15 protein-coding genes and 1 other RNA gene are annotated in these 16363 nt (G+C 35.4%); 14 read left to right on the forward strand and 2 right to left on the reverse strand.

The window, feature by feature from the left end; genetic code table 11:
• Positions 1 to 78: 78 nt before the first annotated feature.
• The 3 genes from secG (at position 79) to rnr (ending at position 3783) form a co-directional block, all read left to right on the forward strand.
• Positions 79 to 312, forward strand: a complete 234-nt coding sequence (gene secG / locus ACK1U5_RS23155) for a preprotein translocase subunit SecG (RefSeq protein ID WP_000557264.1) — start codon at positions 79 to 81, stop codon at positions 310 to 312.
• A 161-nt stretch (positions 313 to 473) separates the two neighbouring features.
• Positions 474 to 1214, forward strand: a complete 741-nt coding sequence (gene estA / locus ACK1U5_RS23160; RefSeq protein ID WP_000761976.1) for a carboxylesterase — start codon at positions 474 to 476, stop codon at positions 1212 to 1214.
• A gap of 142 nt (positions 1215 to 1356) precedes the next feature.
• A complete protein-coding gene (gene rnr, locus ACK1U5_RS23165) occupies positions 1357 to 3783 on the forward strand; it encodes a ribonuclease R (RefSeq protein ID WP_113710560.1) in 2427 nt (808 codons plus the stop codon).
• Positions 3784 to 3864: 81 nt separating this feature from the next.
• On the opposite strand, the gene ACK1U5_RS23170 is transcribed toward rnr, so the two are convergent.
• Positions 3865 to 4032 carry a hypothetical protein gene (locus ACK1U5_RS23170; protein WP_162279587.1) on the reverse strand — a complete coding sequence of 56 codons (168 nt, stop codon included), beginning with the start codon at positions 4030 to 4032 and terminating at the stop codon, positions 3865 to 3867.
• A gap of 123 nt (positions 4033 to 4155) precedes the next feature.
• Between ACK1U5_RS23170 and smpB the strand changes: the two genes are divergently transcribed.
• The 8 genes from smpB to alo all read left to right on the forward strand — a co-directional run bounded on the left by smpB (position 4156) and on the right by alo (position 12359).
• Positions 4156 to 4623, forward strand: coding sequence for an SsrA-binding protein (smpB, locus tag ACK1U5_RS23175; protein ID WP_001123919.1), 468 nt, complete (start codon positions 4156 to 4158; stop codon positions 4621 to 4623).
• Between the two features lie 126 nt (positions 4624 to 4749).
• Positions 4750 to 5104: a transfer-messenger RNA gene (gene ssrA, locus ACK1U5_RS23180) on the forward strand.
• 399 nt (positions 5105 to 5503) lie between these two features.
• The gene (locus ACK1U5_RS23185; RefSeq protein ID WP_000815809.1) at positions 5504 to 6181 is read left to right on the forward strand and encodes a response regulator transcription factor; all 678 of its coding nucleotides are present in this window, start codon (positions 5504 to 5506) and stop codon (positions 6179 to 6181) included.
• Between the two features lie 327 nt (positions 6182 to 6508).
• Positions 6509 to 7525 carry a siderophore ABC transporter substrate-binding protein gene (locus ACK1U5_RS23190; protein ID WP_000749435.1) on the forward strand — a complete coding sequence of 339 codons (1017 nt, stop codon included), beginning with the start codon at positions 6509 to 6511 and terminating at the stop codon, positions 7523 to 7525.
• A 19-nt stretch (positions 7526 to 7544) separates the two neighbouring features.
• Complete coding sequence (locus ACK1U5_RS23195; protein WP_000042071.1) at positions 7545 to 8561, forward strand: ABC transporter permease; 1017 nt, start codon at positions 7545 to 7547, stop codon at positions 8559 to 8561.
• Positions 8558 to 9622, forward strand: a complete 1065-nt coding sequence (locus ACK1U5_RS23200; protein ID WP_000631244.1) for an iron chelate uptake ABC transporter family permease subunit — start codon at positions 8558 to 8560, stop codon at positions 9620 to 9622. Before ACK1U5_RS23195 ends, ACK1U5_RS23200 begins: the two co-directional genes overlap by 4 nt.
• Positions 9619 to 10371 carry an iron ABC transporter ATP-binding protein gene (locus ACK1U5_RS23205; RefSeq protein ID WP_000590071.1) on the forward strand — a complete coding sequence of 251 codons (753 nt, stop codon included), beginning with the start codon at positions 9619 to 9621 and terminating at the stop codon, positions 10369 to 10371. Before ACK1U5_RS23200 ends, ACK1U5_RS23205 begins: the two co-directional genes overlap by 4 nt.
• Before the next feature lie 449 nt (positions 10372 to 10820).
• Complete coding sequence (gene alo, locus ACK1U5_RS23210) at positions 10821 to 12359, forward strand: anthrolysin O/cereolysin O family cholesterol-dependent cytolysin Alo (protein WP_113710561.1); 1539 nt, start codon at positions 10821 to 10823, stop codon at positions 12357 to 12359.
• Between the two features lie 206 nt (positions 12360 to 12565).
• Here alo and ACK1U5_RS23215 read toward each other — a convergent pair whose 3' ends face one another.
• Entirely contained in the window at positions 12566 to 13531 is a 966-nt protein-coding gene (locus tag ACK1U5_RS23215; protein ID WP_074624902.1) for a DUF4822 domain-containing protein, read from the reverse strand.
• 461 nt (positions 13532 to 13992) lie between these two features.
• Between ACK1U5_RS23215 and ACK1U5_RS23220 the strand changes: the two genes are divergently transcribed.
• From ACK1U5_RS23220 to speG, 3 genes are all read left to right on the forward strand, one after another.
• Positions 13993 to 14955, forward strand: a complete 963-nt coding sequence (locus ACK1U5_RS23220; protein WP_000635744.1) for a nuclease-related domain-containing protein — start codon at positions 13993 to 13995, stop codon at positions 14953 to 14955.
• 49 nt (positions 14956 to 15004) lie between these two features.
• Positions 15005 to 15409 (forward strand): phosphate-starvation-inducible protein PsiE, encoded by a 405-nt coding sequence (psiE, locus tag ACK1U5_RS23225; protein WP_000834708.1) that lies wholly within the window; start codon positions 15005 to 15007, stop codon positions 15407 to 15409.
• A 142-nt stretch (positions 15410 to 15551) separates the two neighbouring features.
• Positions 15552 to 16067 (forward strand): spermidine N1-acetyltransferase, encoded by a 516-nt coding sequence (gene speG, locus ACK1U5_RS23230; protein ID WP_001071092.1) that lies wholly within the window; start codon positions 15552 to 15554, stop codon positions 16065 to 16067.
• Positions 16068 to 16363 lie beyond the last annotated feature (296 nt).

Below are 16363 nucleotides of genomic sequence, written 5' to 3' on the forward strand. Positions count from 1 at the left end.
GCGCCTCTATAGCTCTCGCTTTTCTATAGAATTTATGCTACAGTTACAATAACTGAATCTTTGTAGGAGGTACGCCAAGTGCATACGTTATTATCAGTTTTACTTATTATTGTATCGATTTTAATGATTGTTATGGTACTTATGCAATCTAGTAATAGCTCAGGCCTTTCAGGTGCAATTTCAGGCGGTGCGGAGCAATTATTTGGTAAGCAAAAGGCACGTGGAATTGAAGCGGTATTAAACCGTATTACAATTGTTTTAGCTGTATTGTTCTTTGTATTAACAATTGGTGTTACGTACTTCAATTTATAAAATTGAAAGAAGAAGCGTTAGTGAATGGTACTAATGGTTCTTCTTTTTTTGTTTTGCTATTTGAAAGATGTTTCTAATTAGATTATAGAAATACAAATATGGTACACTAGATATAGAAAGAATACGACTAGATTACAGAAGAGAAAGAGGAGAAATACATGATGAAATTAGCATCTCCGAAACCATTTACATTTGAGGGTGGAGACCGCGCTGTTTTATTACTACATGGATTCACAGGGAACTCAGCTGATGTACGTATGTTAGGGCGTTTCTTAGAAAAGAAAGGCTATACTTGTCATGCGCCAATTTATAAAGGGCACGGTGTACCACCAGAAGAGCTTGTTCATACAGGGCCTGAAGATTGGTGGCAAGATGTAACGGAGGCATATCAGCTTTTAAAAGATAAAGGTTTTGAGAAAATTGCAGTTGTTGGATTGTCACTTGGCGGCGTATTTTCTTTAAAATTAGGTTATACAGTACCGGTTTTAGGTGTAGTACCAATGTGTGCACCGATGTATATTAAGAGCGAAGAAACGATGTACCAAGGTATATTGGCATATGCCCGCGAATATAAAAAACGTGAGCAAAAATCACCTGAACAAATTGAACAAGAAATGTTGGAATTCCAAAAGACACCGATGAATACATTAAAAGCATTACAACAATTAATTGCTGACGTACGTAACAATGTGGATATGATTTATGCGCCAACATTTGTTGTACAAGCACGTCATGACGAAATGATTAATACAGATAGTGCTAACATTATTTATAACGGTGTAGAATCTACGTTAAAAGACATTAAATGGTATGAAGACTCTACGCATGTCATTACACTTGATAAACAACGTGACGAGCTACATGAGGATGTATATAACTTCTTGGAGCAACTAGATTGGTAAGATCTAGTTGCCTCTTTTTTTCATAAGGAATTTTTTGTGAAAACTGTAAAAATCATAAGGGGAGTATTGAAGTTTCACTTTATACATCCCCTATCTTTCGGATACACTAAATAATATAAGGTTTTAAAGGAGGTATTTTTGCTTGGAAGAAATCATACAAGAACATATTGATAAGTTGTTATTATTTATGAGAGAAGAAGCGTATAAACCGCTAACGATACAAGAGTTAGAAGAGGCATTTGGGATTGAAGGTTCTGAGGGCTTTAAAGATTTCGTAAAGGCACTTGTAACGATGGAAGAAAAGGGACTTGTTATTCGTACTCGTAGCAACCGTTACGGTCTTCCTGAAAAGATGAATTTAGTAAGAGGTAAGTTAATTGGACATGCACGTGGTTTTGCATTCGTTGTACCAGACGAGAAGAAAACGGGAGACGATGATCTTTTCATCCCGCCTACAGAATTAAACGGTGCACTTCATGGTGATACAGTATTAGCACGCCTTAGTTCTCAATCGAGTGGCTCGCGTCAAGAAGGTTCAATTGTACGCATTTTAGAGCGTGGAACGAAAGAACTAGTTGGTACATATACAGAATCGAAAAACTTTGGATTTGTTATACCTGACAATAAGCGCTGGACGAGTGATATCTTTATCTTGAAAAGCGCATCGATGGGTGCTGTAGAAGGTCATAAAGTAGTTGTGAAAATTACGAGCTATCCAGAGAATCGTTTAAGTGCAGAAGGTGAAGTTATTCAAATTCTAGGTCATAAAAATGATCCAGGAGTAGATATTTTATCTGTCATTCATAAACATCATTTACCTTTAGCATTCCCTGAGGAAGTGATGGAGCATGCAAACCGTGTACCAGAAACGATTTCAGAAGAAGATTTAAAAGATCGCCGCGACCTGCGCGATCAAATGATCGTAACGATTGATGGTGCGGATGCGAAAGACTTAGATGATGCTGTTACAGTAACGAAGCTTGAGAACGGTAACTACAAGCTAGGCGTTCACATTGCGGATGTAAGTCATTACGTTCAAGAAGGCTCTCCAATTGATGTTGAAGCAGCGGAAAGAGCGACGAGTGTATATCTTGTTGACCGTGTAATCCCGATGATTCCGCATCGTCTATCTAACGGTATTTGTTCATTAAATCCGAAAGTAGACCGTCTGACGTTATCTTGTGAAATGGAAATCAACAACTTAGGTGATGTTGTTAAACACGAGATTTTCCAAAGTGTGATTAAAACGACAGAGCGTATGACGTATGCTGACGTAAGAAGCATTTTAGAAGATGAGGACGAAGAGTTAATTAAGCGTTATGAGCCGCTCGTACCGATGTTTAAAGAGATGGGTCAATTGGCACAAATTTTACGTGAAAAACGTATGCGCCGTGGTGCAATTGACTTTGACTTTAAAGAAGCGAAAGTATTAGTGGATGAAGAAGGAAAACCGACTGATGTTGTTATGCGTGATCGTTCTGTTTCAGAGAAGTTAATTGAAGAATTTATGCTTGTTGCGAATGAAACAGTAGCAGAGCACTTCCACTGGATGAACGTACCGTTTATGTACCGTGTCCATGAAGATCCGAAAGAAGATAAGCTTGAGCGTTTCTTCGAGTTTGTAACGAATTTCGGATATGCGGTAAAAGGACGTGCGAATGAAGTGCACCCTCGTGCGCTGCAACAAATTCTTGAAATGGTTCAAGGACAGCCAGAAGAAGTAGTTATTTCAACAGTTATGCTTCGTTCTATGAAGCAAGCTCGTTACGATGCGGATAGTTTAGGACATTTCGGTTTATCAACTGAGTTCTACACACATTTCACATCACCAATTCGTCGTTACCCAGATACAATCGTTCATAGATTAATTCGTGAATACATTATTAATGGTAAAGTCGACAACGAAACGCAAGCAAAATGGCGTGAAAAATTACCTGAGATTGCAGAGCACTCTTCTAATATGGAACGCCGTGCTGTTGAAGCAGAGCGTGAAACAGATGAGATGAAAAAAGCAGAGTATATGGTTGATAAGATCGGTGAAGAGTATGACGGTATGATTAGTTCTGTAACAAACTTCGGTTTATTCGTAGAGCTTCCAAATACAATTGAAGGTCTTGTACACGTTAGCTACTTAACGGATGATTACTACCGTTATGACGAGCAACATTTCGCTATGATCGGAGAACGTACAGGAAACGTATTCCGCATCGGTGATGAAATTACAATTCGCGTTATTAACGTAAACAAAGACGAGCGTGCAATCGACTTTGAAATCGTTGGCATGAAAGGCACACCTCGCCGTAAGTTCAAAGATCGTCCAGTCGTTATCGAACAGCCAAGAACAGGCAGAAAGAAACGCGGTGGACGTAGCGAGCGCAGTAATGAGCGCGGCGGTGAACGTGGCACAGGTAGAAAATTTGACCGTGGTGGCAAAGGAAAAGGAAGAGGATCCGCATCTGCATCCGCTTCTGCTAGCCAGCCAGGAAAAAAAGATGGTAACGGTAAGAAGAAAAAAGCATTCTTCGAAAACGTACCAGGATTCAAGAAGAAAAAGAAAAAGCGTAAGTAAGAAAAGAGTGGCTTCGCTTTGATGAAAAGCGGGGCCGTTTTCTTTTTTCTTCGTGGCTTGAGAGCGAGCCACTTTCGCTTTTTAATGGAATCCAGCTACAGTGGCTAGAATGTTCGGCGGCTTCACTTCTTCCCGAGAGGCAAAGAGCGCCTCAAGGTCAGAAGCTCCATCCACCTCACATTCTGAGCGAGCCACTTTCGCTTTTAATGGAATCCAGCTACAGTGGCTAGAATCTGTTGGCCATTTCACTCCCTCGGCCGAAGCAAAAAGCGCTTCTCTGTCGGGAGTTCCAATGTCCAAAGATTCTGAGCGAGCCACTTTCGCTTTTTATTAACATTTGTTACAATAGTAAAAATAGAGGAGGGACGTTATATGCCAAAGGGTACAGGTAAGGTTATTGCACAGAATAAAAAAGCATTTCATGATTATTTCATCGAAGAAACATACGAAGCAGGGCTTGTCCTTCAAGGAACGGAAATTAAGTCGATTCGCGCTGGACGCGTAAACTTGAAAGATGCGTTTGCACGTGTACATAATGGTGAAGTATGGGTTCATAATATGCACATTAATACGTACGAACAAGGGAATCGTTTCAACCATGATCCACTTCGTACGAGAAAATTACTTCTGCATAAAAAAGAAATTGATAAACTAGCGGGCGCTGCGAAAGAAACAGGTTACGCATTAGTTCCACTTAGAATTTATTTGAAAAATGGATTTGCAAAGATGGCACTTGGTTTAGCAAAAGGTAAGAAACAATACGATAAACGTCACGATTTAAAAGAGAAAGAAGCTAAACGTGAAATTGCCCGCGCGTTCCGTGATCGCCAAAAGATGTAATACAGATATTTACATTTGTAAAATGGAACTCGTATGTTATAATAACTTATGTAAGGTTGTTGCACATTGAAAAACAGCTCTTAGTAGCTATCACGATATTTTCTTCGTATGCTCCATTTTTATCATGGGGACGTTACGGATTCGACAGGGATAGTTCGAGCTTAGGTTGCGAGTCGAGGGGATCGGCCTCGTTAAAACGTCAAAGCCTATAATTGGCAAACAAAACAATCTTTCTTTAGCTGCTTAATTGCACTAAAGGTTCCTCCCTCCATCGTCCATGTGGTAGGGTAAGGGACTCAAACTAAGTGGACTACGCCGGAGTTCGCCGTCTGAGGACAAAGGAAGAGAACAACCAGACTAGCAACTTGGAAGCCTGTCGATAGGCCGAAGAGTTCGCGAAATGCTAATATATCGACTACACTCGTAGAAGCTTAAGTGCCGATATTTTTGGACGTGGGTTCGACTCCCACCGTCTCCACCAATACATATTTGGTGGTTTTTTATTTTGTATAATATGAACCATAATTTTGCCAGGTTGGTGAGGTTATGGTTCTTTTTGTTTGTGGTTTTATAGAATGCTGAAGTTGATGGGACGGTATCCCTGAAAGAGAGAATAAAAAATGGTTATTGATGATAAGCGGGTAGATACTATAGCAGATTGTAAACGCTCAATTGTTAAGTAGTTATTATTTTTTTACTTTATTCGAATCTTCATATGTTTTGTGTTTTTATCCATACCTATTGTAAGATTATATAGAGTTCTCCTAATAAACTGTTTTAATGGATTATTTAGGGGTTTTAAATTTATAAATCTTAAATTATTTTTTCGGGATAATTTTTTTATCTAAATAATTTATATTGAAGTAGAGGTGAACCATCGGTGAAGCAGGTGTTGGTGATTAAAAATGAACGGTCTTCAGCAAAGAAAATCGTAAGCGGTTTAACGCAAGAGGGCCATTTCATTTTAAAACTTCACAATGAAAACCAAGGTTTAAATATAGCATATGAGCAAGATTGGGATATTATCATATTGGATTGGGATTCATTAAGTATATCGGGACCAGAAATTTGTAGACAAATACGACTTGTTAAAACGACACCAATCATTATTGTGACCAACAATATTTCTAGCGAGGATTGCATAGCAGGGTTACAAGCAGGAGCAGATGATTATATTAGAAAACCATTTGTGAAGGAAGAATTAGTAGCGAGAGTTCAAGCTATTTTAAGAAGAAGTGACTATAACCAGCAAAATGAGACAAACTTTTTTCAGTTTAAAGATCTCTTTGTTGATGCATCTAGCAATATTGTGAAAAAAGGTGGCAAAAATCTCTCGCTTACGAAGCGCGAGTACGATTTACTTGTATTTTTAATTAAGAATAAAAATACGATATTAAGCCGTGAAATGCTTTTGAATCAAGTTTGGGGATATGACGTAGTAGTAAATCCGAATGTAGTAGACTTATATATTGGGTATGTAAGAAAAAAGCTAAAGTGCGAGAAGAAAGATAGATATATTCAAACGATACATGGCAGAGGCTATTCAATGGTTGAATGATAAAAATAAGATAATAAAGTAGTTTCTGTGAAATATTAGCTATTACTGCGCGTATTTTGTAAGGGAAGGTCTCTGTCCCGTATTTGTTGAGAAAGTATTTAATGAAGGTTAATCAACAGTCCTGACCGCACATATTACTTTTTATGCTTGATTTTATGAATTCATACGATTCACAAGATTTTCACAGAATTAATGACTATACTAATTAACAGGATGTTCAAATGAAAATGATTATCAATAGCGATTCAATTGAATAAAAGTTACCTTCTAATTCAATCTATGGATGTCATCATTTTCGAAATAAATCACACTATAAGGAGTATACATATGAAAAAATCTATGCTTTTAAAATTAGTGAGTATTCTAGCAATTTTCACTTTAATGTTAGTGGCTTGCTCAGATTCAAGTAAAGAAACTTCGAAGGCTAATAATAAAGATAATGGTAGTGATAAGCCAAAAACGGTTGAAATCACTGATGCTCATGGAACTGTTAAAGTACCTGTAAACCCAAAGAATGTAGTTGCTTTGGATAACAGAACTTTTGAAACTTTATCTGATTGGGGAATTAAATTAGCGGCTGCTCCAAAGGATATCATGCCTGCTGATTCAGCATATAAAAAGGATGAAAAAGTTCAAAATATTGGGAATCACCGTGAACCAAATCTAGAAATTATTGCAGCGGCAAACCCTGATCTTGTAATCGTTGGTCAAAGATTTGCTGATCATTATGAAGAAATCAAAAAATTAGTGCCAAATGCAGCTGTTATTGATCTTAATTTTGATGTTTCTGAGAAGGCTACTAAGCCTGGAGAAAACTTAGTAAAAGGACTTAAAGATTCTACAACTACTTTAGGTAAAATCTTTGCTAAAGATAAAGAAGCTAAACAATTAGTAGCTGATTTCGATAAATCTATTGAAAAGGCAAAATCTGCTTATAACGGAAAAGATAAAGTTATGAGTGTTATCGTTACTGGTGGAAATATTGGCTTTGCTGCGCCGCACTCTGGTCGCGTTTGGGGACCTATGTATGACATTTTCGGTTGGACTCCAGCATTAGAAGTTTCGAATTCTACTGCAGGTCATAAAGGTGATGACGTTTCTGTTGAAGCTATTGCACAAACAAATCCTGATTGGCTTTTCGTATTAGATCGTGATGCTGCAACATCTGATGCAGCTAAGTCAACACCTGCTAAGGATGTTATTTCTAAATCACCTGCTCTTCAAAACACAACTGCTGTTTCTAAAAAACAAGTTATTTATGCACCAGAAGATACTTACACAAATGAATCAATTCAAACTTATATAGAGTTATTTGGAAATATGGCAAAAACTTTAGCTAAGTAGTGTAAAGGGGTACGAAACAGTGTCAAAAAATATGATTTCTAGGGTTGAGAATATTTCTCAACCCCAGTTTTATAATCAAAATAAAATATGGACAAAACCTTTTATAATAGCAGTTATAGTTGTTATAATTTTAGGGATTATATCACTGTTTACTGGAGTTTATGATATACGTGGACAAGAGGACGGAATGGAGATGTTTTTCATCACTCGTGTTCCAAGAACGTTTGCATTAATGCTTACTGGAGCTGCGATGGCGATGGCAGGGCTCGTCATGCAACTTATTACACAGAATCGCTTTGTTGAACCTACTACAACGGGGACTATTGAATGGTCAGGCTTAGGCCTGCTTTTTGTGTATTTATTATTTCCTGCCCCGACTTTAGTTCAAAGAATGACTGGTGCAATCATTTTTTCTTTTATAGGAACTATGATTTTCTTTCTATTTTTAAGAAGAGTTAAGCTTCGTTCGTCTTTAATTGTTCCGATTATTGGATTGATGCTTGGAGCAGTAATTTCTGCAGTGTCTACTTTTTTAGGACTCCTTTTTCAAAAGACGCAAAGTATTGAAACTTGGTTTGTCGGTTCATTTGCTAACATTCAGGTGGGAAGATATGAATATTTATGGCTGATTGTTATCATTACTTTTCTTATTTTTATGTATGCTAATAGATTGACTTTAGCTGGACTAGGAGAAGATGTCGCAACAAGTCTTGGAGTTAATTACAATAGAATTGTTCTTTTTGGGACTGCTCTTATCTCTGTTGCAGTTGGAATTGTTGCAGCTGTTATTGGACACTTACCTTTCTTAGGATTAATTGTGCCAAATATCGTTTCAATGTTTAGAGGTGATGATCTTAGGAGTAATTTACCTTGGGTTTGTGTGATCGGAATGGGATCAATAACTGCCTGTGACATCATTTCTCGAACAATTATACAGCCTTTTGAATTACCTGTTTCTTTAATACTTGCAACAGTGGGAGCAGTCGTGTTTATTACTATTTTATTGAGAAAAAGAAAACCAAGGAGGCTACGATGATCACATTAGAATATAGAAAAAAAGAAAATGTCGAGATCGATTCTAGCCTTCATAATGAAAGTAGATCAGCTAGCGCTTTTCGGTCTAAGAAGGAAGCAAGACGTTATTGGATTTTACTGATAACATTGATTGCTTTAGGTCTTCTTTCTTCATATGGACTTTTAGTTTATAACAATCCAGTTCCGATAGATTCACCTTCTTTTATCCCAGTCGTTAAGAGAAGGATAGTAGCTATTGTTGCAATGATTATTGCTGCGGTTTGCCATAGCTTGTCGACAGTTGCTTTCCAATCTATTACGAATAATAAAATTATTACTCCTTCACTTTTAGGTTTCGAATCACTTTATTCAGCAATTCAAACGAGTACAGTATTCTTCTTTGGTGCTAGTGCGTTAATAAATTTTAATGGAATTGGATCATTTTTATTCCAAGTTGTTGTTATGGTCTTCATGAGTTTAATACTTTATGGATGGTTACTTTCCGGTAAATACGGGAATTTACAACTTATGCTTTTAGTTGGAATTATTATTGGTACCGGGCTAAATTCTGTGTCAACTTTCATGAGAAAACTACTTGCGCCTTCAGAATTTGATATTTTACAAGCAAGATTATTTGGTTCTGTTAATCATGCAGATCCTGCATATTTTCCTATTGTAATTCCTATGATCATAATTGTAGCGGTATTAATTTTTGCTCATTCTAAGAATTTGAATGTTTTGTCACTAGGAAAAGATGTTGCTACTTCTTTTGGAGTTAAATATCAACCTAGTGTAATTTATACGCTTGTATTAGTAGCTATTTTGATGTCTATTTCAACAGCTCTAATTGGGCCACTTACTTTCTACGGCTTTTTAGTAGCAACTTTGAGTTATCAGGCAGCGGCAACTTATGATCATAGATATATTTTTCCGATGGCTTTTGCTATAGGATTTTTAATAATGACGAGCGCATACTTTTTAATGTATCATGTATTCCATGCTCAAGGTGTAGTTTCAGTTATTATTGAATTATTTGGTGGAATTATATTCTTAACTATAGTTTTAAGGAAGAGGGCTTTATGATAAAAATTGATAATGTTAAAAAGTTCTATACTGATAAGGTAAAAATAGGACCTTTGGATATTGAAATACCAAAAGCAGGCTTTACTTCTTTAATTGGACCAAATGGCGCTGGAAAGTCCACGACACTTTTGATGATTGGCAGACTTTTAGATATGGATGAAGGCCAAATTCAGGTAGCAAATATGGATGTTTCTGAATCCAAATCAAAAGACTTAGCAAAAGTTTTGACTATATTGCGACAAGAAAATCATTTTGTAACTAGGCTTACAGTTAGACAATTAGTTGGATTTGGGCGCTTTCCTTATTCAAAGGGAAGATTGACTAAAGAAGATGAGGTTATCATTTCTAAATATATCGATTTCTTAGATTTAACTAGTTTAGAGAATAGATATTTAGATGAGCTTTCTGGTGGTCAAAGACAAAGGGCATATGTAGCGATGGTATTGTGCCAAGAGACGGAATATGTACTTTTGGACGAACCTTTGAACAACCTTGATGTTGCTCGTTCTGTTCAAATGATGGAGCATTTAAGACGTGCAGCTAATGAATTTGGACGAACAATTTTGACTGTTATGCATGACATAAATTTTGCAGCTAAATACTCGGATAAAATTTGTGCTATGAAAGATGGACAAATTGCTGCTTTTGGAACAGTAGAAGAGGTTATGGACTCAACACTTTTGACAGATATTTTTGAAACAAAAATAGAGATTATTAATGGTCCTTATGGGCCGATCGCTGTTTATTAGTTATAAAATGTGAAAAAATACTGTAGCTTGCGTAGATTATGCAAGCTACTCTAGGTGAAGTTGCTGTCTGTATTTTATAGGCAGCGGCTTTTTTATGTGACTACTCATAAAATGCAAAAGAATGCTTCACCTTTTCAAATATGTACTAAACGAAAAAAATATCCCTGTATAACTTTTTAAAAGAATTCAGCTTGTTTTTTGATATGTAATATTGCATATCAGAGTGTATTGATAAAAGTGTAAGGGGTCACTATAATGAGGGCATAAAGATAAATCACATTTTCGTAGCAATAAAAAGGAGGAAATAATATGGAAATCGCAATGGCAGTTTTAAAATTTGTAGGTGGCGTAATCCCGTTAATTCAAGAACTTTTAAAAGCATTTATGTAAGTTTATTAGTTAGCTATCATTTATCAATCATTATCATATTTTACTAAAAAAAGAACGGGGTGATTTTTCTGAATATTAAGAAAAACACTAAAAGAAGAAAGTTCCTTGCATGTTTATTAGTTAGTCTATGCACTATTAATTATTCATCTATTTCCTTCGCAGAAACACAAGCAAGTAATGCAACTGATGTAACCAAAAATGCTAGTGGCATTGATACTGGTATAGCAAATCTTAAATATAATAATCAAGAGGTTTTAGCTGTAAATGGTGATAAAGTAGAAAGTTTTGTTCCGAAAGAAAGTATCAATTCAAATGGTAAATTTGTAGTAGTGGAACGCGAGAAAAAATCACTTACAACGTCACCAGTCGATATTTCAATTATTGATTCTGTAGTGAATCGCACGTATCCAGGAGCTGTACAACTTGCAAATAAAGCTTTTGCAGACAATCAACCAAGTTTATTAGTGGCTAAGAGAAAGCCTTTGAATATTAGTATAGACTTACCGGGCATGAGAAAAGAAAATACAATCACTGTCCAAAATCCGACATATGGTAATGTAGCTGGAGCAGTAGACGATTTAGTATCTACTTGGAATGAAAAGTATTCTACAACACATACGTTACCTGCAAGAATGCAGTATACGGAATCTATGGTTTATAGTAAATCACAAATAGCAAGTGCTCTTAATGTTAACGCTAAATATCTTGATAACAGTCTAAACATTGATTTTAATGCGGTTGCAAATGGAGAGAAAAAAGTGATGGTAGCGGCGTATAAGCAAATATTTTATACGGTAAGTGCTGAACTACCTAACAATCCATCCGACCTTTTTGATAATAGCGTTACTTTTGACGAGTTAACTCGAAAAGGCGTAAGTAATTCGGCTCCACCTGTTATGGTTTCAAATGTAGCTTATGGTAGAACGATTTATGTAAAATTAGAAACAACATCTAAGAGCAAAGATGTACAAGCTGCTTTTAAAGCCTTACTTAAGAATAACAGCGTTGAAACAAGTGGACAGTATAAAGATATTTTTGAAGAAAGTACCTTTACTGCTGTAGTATTAGGCGGAGATGCGAAAGAGCATAACAAGGTTGTTACTAAAGATTTCAATGAAATCCGAAATATCATTAAAGATAATGCTGAATTAAGTCTTAAAAATCCAGCATACCCAATTTCATATACAAGCACTTTCTTAAAAGGTAATGCAACTGCTGCTGTTCATAACAATACAGATTATATTGAGACGACAACTACAGAATATTCAAGTGCTAAAATGACACTTGATCATTACGGTGCTTACGTTGCTCAATTTGATGTATCTTGGGATGAATTCACATTTGACCAAAAGGGTAACGAAGTACTAACACATAAAACGTGGGATGGTAGCGGAAAAGACAAAACGGCTCATTACTCTACAGTTATCCCTCTTCCACCGAACTCAAAAAATATAAAAATTGTAGCAAGAGAATGTACAGGTCTTGCATGGGAATGGTGGAGAACAATTATTAATGAACAAAATGTTCCATTAACAAATGAAATAAAAGTTTCAATTGGAGGAACAACATTATACCCAACAGCTAGTATTAGTCATTAAGTATAAAACAAGCGTCCTATAAGTAGGGCGCTTTTTACTTGGTCACAAATTTTATTTTGTATCGGTATGTTTTTAAGTTTTGTAAATCATCAACTATAAGGTGGGAATATTGTGCAGACGAAAAGCTACATGTTTTTCGTCTTTTCGTTCTCCTGCTTAATAAGAAAGATCCTGTAACTCAGTACAGGATCTTTAATCAAACGTTTTTAAAAGCTAAATTGTGGTTTCATATCACCTTTATAAGGTTCATGTTCAACGAATATAGTTATATCGTTACCAGCTTGGTCTTTACCAGTTCTTTTATACGTAAATTTATTTTTATTTAGTTCAGTAAGTTCAAGAGCAGCACCGTATTTGTTATTTCCAATTGAAACATGGGCTCTTATTTTATTTTCGTGTACAACATCGAAGTAGCCATAATCACCGCGGCTTTGACCTGTTTCGCTATTGAAGAACTCATATTTATTAGATTTGTCATCAAATTTTGCTAGACTTATAAAATTCGAATTAAACTGTGTTACATCGTTACCAGTTTCGTCTAATACCTTTGTTCCGTGCCAAAGGGTACCGCCTAAAATTTTATCTCCATCAACGTTTTTAACAATATCTCCTGTAGTCGTGTTCAGCTGCTTGTCCGGATCAGTGAAAGAAAGTTCTTTTTCTTTATATGGAACATGTTCAACGAAAACTTCTACATCTTTACCGTTAGCGTCTTTCCCCATTCGTTTATAAGTAAATACATTTTTATTTAGTTTTGTCATGTCAACGACAGCTTGATACTTCATTGATTCTGAAATTAATATTCTTTTTTTTCCATCATTTGTGATAAAGAAAGTTCCTTTATCGCCACGACTTGCACCTGTTTTAGCATCAAAAAATTCATATCTGCCTGACTTCGCATCATATTTTGCAAGACCGATGAAGTTTGCATTCTCTTTTGTTAAGTCATTCTTATCTTTGTCATACACTCGTGTACCTTGCCAATTTGTCTCGCTAAGAATATTAGCCATTTTTTGCCCTTTAGTTAATTTATTTTCCTTTTTTGTTTCTTTAGCAACTTGTTCTTGCTTTTGTTTCCCATGATTTTCTTCAGCTTTAGTACCAGCACACCCTGTTAATGCTAATGTGAATCCGAGCAGTATGGATGATAGTGTTTTTGTTTTTTTGTTCATGTTTTATCGTCTCCTTATTTTATGATTTCAAGTAGTACGGTTAGCGATTATAGTAGCAGTGCATCATATATAAACTTAATTGCTACGTTTCTTATGTTAATCCCCGACTATAAACTGCCTCTAAATAAAACATTAAAAAAAGATAAACTAATTCCTAAATTTTTTTCATACTTATAAAAAGGTTTTTTACATGGGGGGAATGTAAATTTCTTATTTTGAAACTGGCGTAATCACATTGGGGTATACACATTATGCTTACATTGCGATTTTAGATGTGATGTTATACTGTGTATAAGATTTTATGTGTGTATGTTGTGTCGGTTTTTGTCGGTAAGTCGATATATTTCGAAAATCGCTGATATATTTGGAGTTGCGCCGATATATTTCGAAAATCGCCGATATATTTGGAGTTGCGCTGATATATTTGAAAAATCGCTGATATATTTTGGAGGGGGATAAAAATGATTGTGAAAGAGCGGAAAATGCCCGTATATTTGCTGCAATTAGAAGCTTTACTTAGAAGATTGCCTGCTCATCATCCAAAAAGGAATGTGGTGGTTGAAAGTCTAGCGAAATTTATGGCTGGCTATAAAGGAGAGCAGGCGATTGAGTATCCACTTAGTTTTTTACCCGAAACAGAATACAGTATTTTACATGATATTAGGTTATTTGATCAAAAACATTATTTCCAAATTGATACCCTCATAGTTTCATCTTATTTTCTTCTTTTTCTTGAAATAAAAAATATTATTGGTACATTAATTTTTGATACAAAGTTCAATCAACTTATTCGAATAGTAGATGGTAATACGGAAGAAGGATTCCCAGATCCGCTTTTACAACTGAAACGGCAAGAGATGCAACTGAGAAAATGGCTGAATCTACATGATTTACATAATATTCCGATTGAAGCCCTCGTTGTAATTAGTTCCCCTCGTACAATTATTAAAACTTCAGATGAAATACTGTCTAGTAAAATTATCCACAGTGCAAATTTACCTAATAGAATAAAACAGATTAAAAATCAATATAAAGAAAAAGTGATTGATAATATAAATGGACTTATAGGCCAGATTATGAATGAGCACATTCCGCAACGTCAAAATGTTCTTGCACAATATAAAATTAAAAAAGAGGAATTGCTAAAGGGTGTACAGTGTGAGGAATGTTTTACAATGGCAATGTTAAAAGAAAGACAGGGATGGCGTTGTTCAAATTGCAATAGTATGTCTAAACATGCTCATTTACGTGCTGTACAAGATTACACACTTCTGTTTAGTGTGATAACTACTAATAGCGAATTGAGGGAATTTCTTAATATGGAATCTAGTTCTGCGGTTAAAAGACTCCTCCAAACAATGAACATCACCTTCACTGGCAATAACAAAGGACGAATATATGATTTAACTTCTTTCCAATCGTAATTTTGCTATAATAAATAAGTACTTATACGAAGGGGAGTCTAAAGAGAGTATGAAGTCATTTAATATCGATCATGTTATAGCTAGTGTTTTGCAATGGATATTAAATATAGCCTTAATTATATTATCCATTGTGTTATCAATTTTCTTAGTGAATGAGACAATTACGTTCGTGCAGTATATTTTTTCGGCAAAAGAGTATACGTCTTATAAATTGGTTGAAAGTATCATCGTCTATTTCTTATACTTCGAGTTCATTGCATTAATTATTAAGTATTTTAAATCGAACTATCATTTCCCGTTACGCTATTTTATTTATATCGGAATTACGGCCTTAATTCGATTAATTATTGTGTCTCATGAGGAACCGATGGAGACGTTATTATACGCAGGAGCAATTCTTGTTTTAGTTATTGCTTTATACATATCAAATATGAGAGATTTGAGAAAAGAGTAGTAGTGCAGACATAAGTCAGCACTACTTTTTTACATCTTGACCTTCAAGTTGCTTGAAAGTTTACAATGAAATTAGGGCGTTTGAAATCGAAAAAAATTGAGAAATTAAGTGAAGAGGTTTCTTTTACTTGGAGGTTATAGGAATGAATCAGGAATTGAAGTTACGTCCATTAGAACGAGAAGATTTAAAGTTTGTACACGAACTGAATAATAATGCGCATATTATGTCGTATTGGTTTGAAGAGCCGTATGAGGCATTTGTGGAGCTGCAAGACTTATATGATAAACATATACATGATCAAAGCGAACGCCGATTTATCGTTGAGAAAGACAATGAAATGGTTGGATTAGTTGAGTTAGTAGAAATCGATTATATTCACCGTAGAACAGAATTCCAAATCATTATTGATCCGAATTATCAAGGATATGGTTATGCAGTGGATGCGACGCGTTTAGCGATGGATTACGCTTTTTCCGTACTAAATATGCATAAGATTTATTTAGTTGTGGATAAGGAAAATGAAAAGGCGGTACATGTTTATAAAAAAGTTGGGTTTATGGTAGAAGGTGAGCTTATCGATGAGTTTTTCGTTGATGGTAACTATCATAATGCGATAAGAATGTGTATGTTTCAGAAGCAATATTTTGAAAACAAGTAGTTGAAAGATTCGGAAGTAATGTTGACGCTTCGTAAAACCGTATGCTAAAATCCTTTTTAAGTATTAAGGAAGGTGCATAATATGCTTTATATAAAATTTGTAAAACTCATCAGAAAACTTTGCTCCGCACAAATGTATACGGTGAAGCGTTGTACGGAGCTTAATCAAGGGGCATAAATCCCCTATATTCATCGGCTGAATAACTTTTCTAAAAAAGTATAGTTTATCTATGCTTATTTCGTTATGGTTTTTCAGCTGGTGTATAAAATAGATTAAGGGGCCATAGACAATGCTTT

This window comes from Bacillus sp. XB1 (genome assembly GCF_053557995.1).

Bases quoted from the DNA above. Each gene is read 5' to 3' on its own strand.
- estA (WP_000761976.1), top strand. From the start codon at position 474: ATGAAATTAGCATCTCCGAAACCATTTACATTTGAGGGTGGAGACCGC.
- smpB (WP_001123919.1), top strand. From the start codon at position 4,156: ATGCCAAAGGGTACAGGTAAGGTTATTGCACAGAATAAAAAAGCATTT.
- ACK1U5_RS23190 (WP_000749435.1), top strand. From the start codon at position 6,509: ATGAAAAAATCTATGCTTTTAAAATTAGTGAGTATTCTAGCAATTTTC.
- ACK1U5_RS23200 (WP_000631244.1), top strand. From the start codon at position 8,558: ATGATCACATTAGAATATAGAAAAAAAGAAAATGTCGAGATCGATTCT.
- ACK1U5_RS23205 (WP_000590071.1), top strand. From the start codon at position 9,619: ATGATAAAAATTGATAATGTTAAAAAGTTCTATACTGATAAGGTAAAA.
- ACK1U5_RS23215 (WP_074624902.1), bottom strand. From the start codon at position 13,531: ATGAACAAAAAAACAAAAACACTATCATCCATACTGCTCGGATTCACA.
- ACK1U5_RS23220 (WP_000635744.1), top strand. From the start codon at position 13,993: ATGATTGTGAAAGAGCGGAAAATGCCCGTATATTTGCTGCAATTAGAA.
- psiE (WP_000834708.1), top strand. From the start codon at position 15,005: ATGAAGTCATTTAATATCGATCATGTTATAGCTAGTGTTTTGCAATGG.
- speG (WP_001071092.1), top strand. From the start codon at position 15,552: ATGAATCAGGAATTGAAGTTACGTCCATTAGAACGAGAAGATTTAAAG.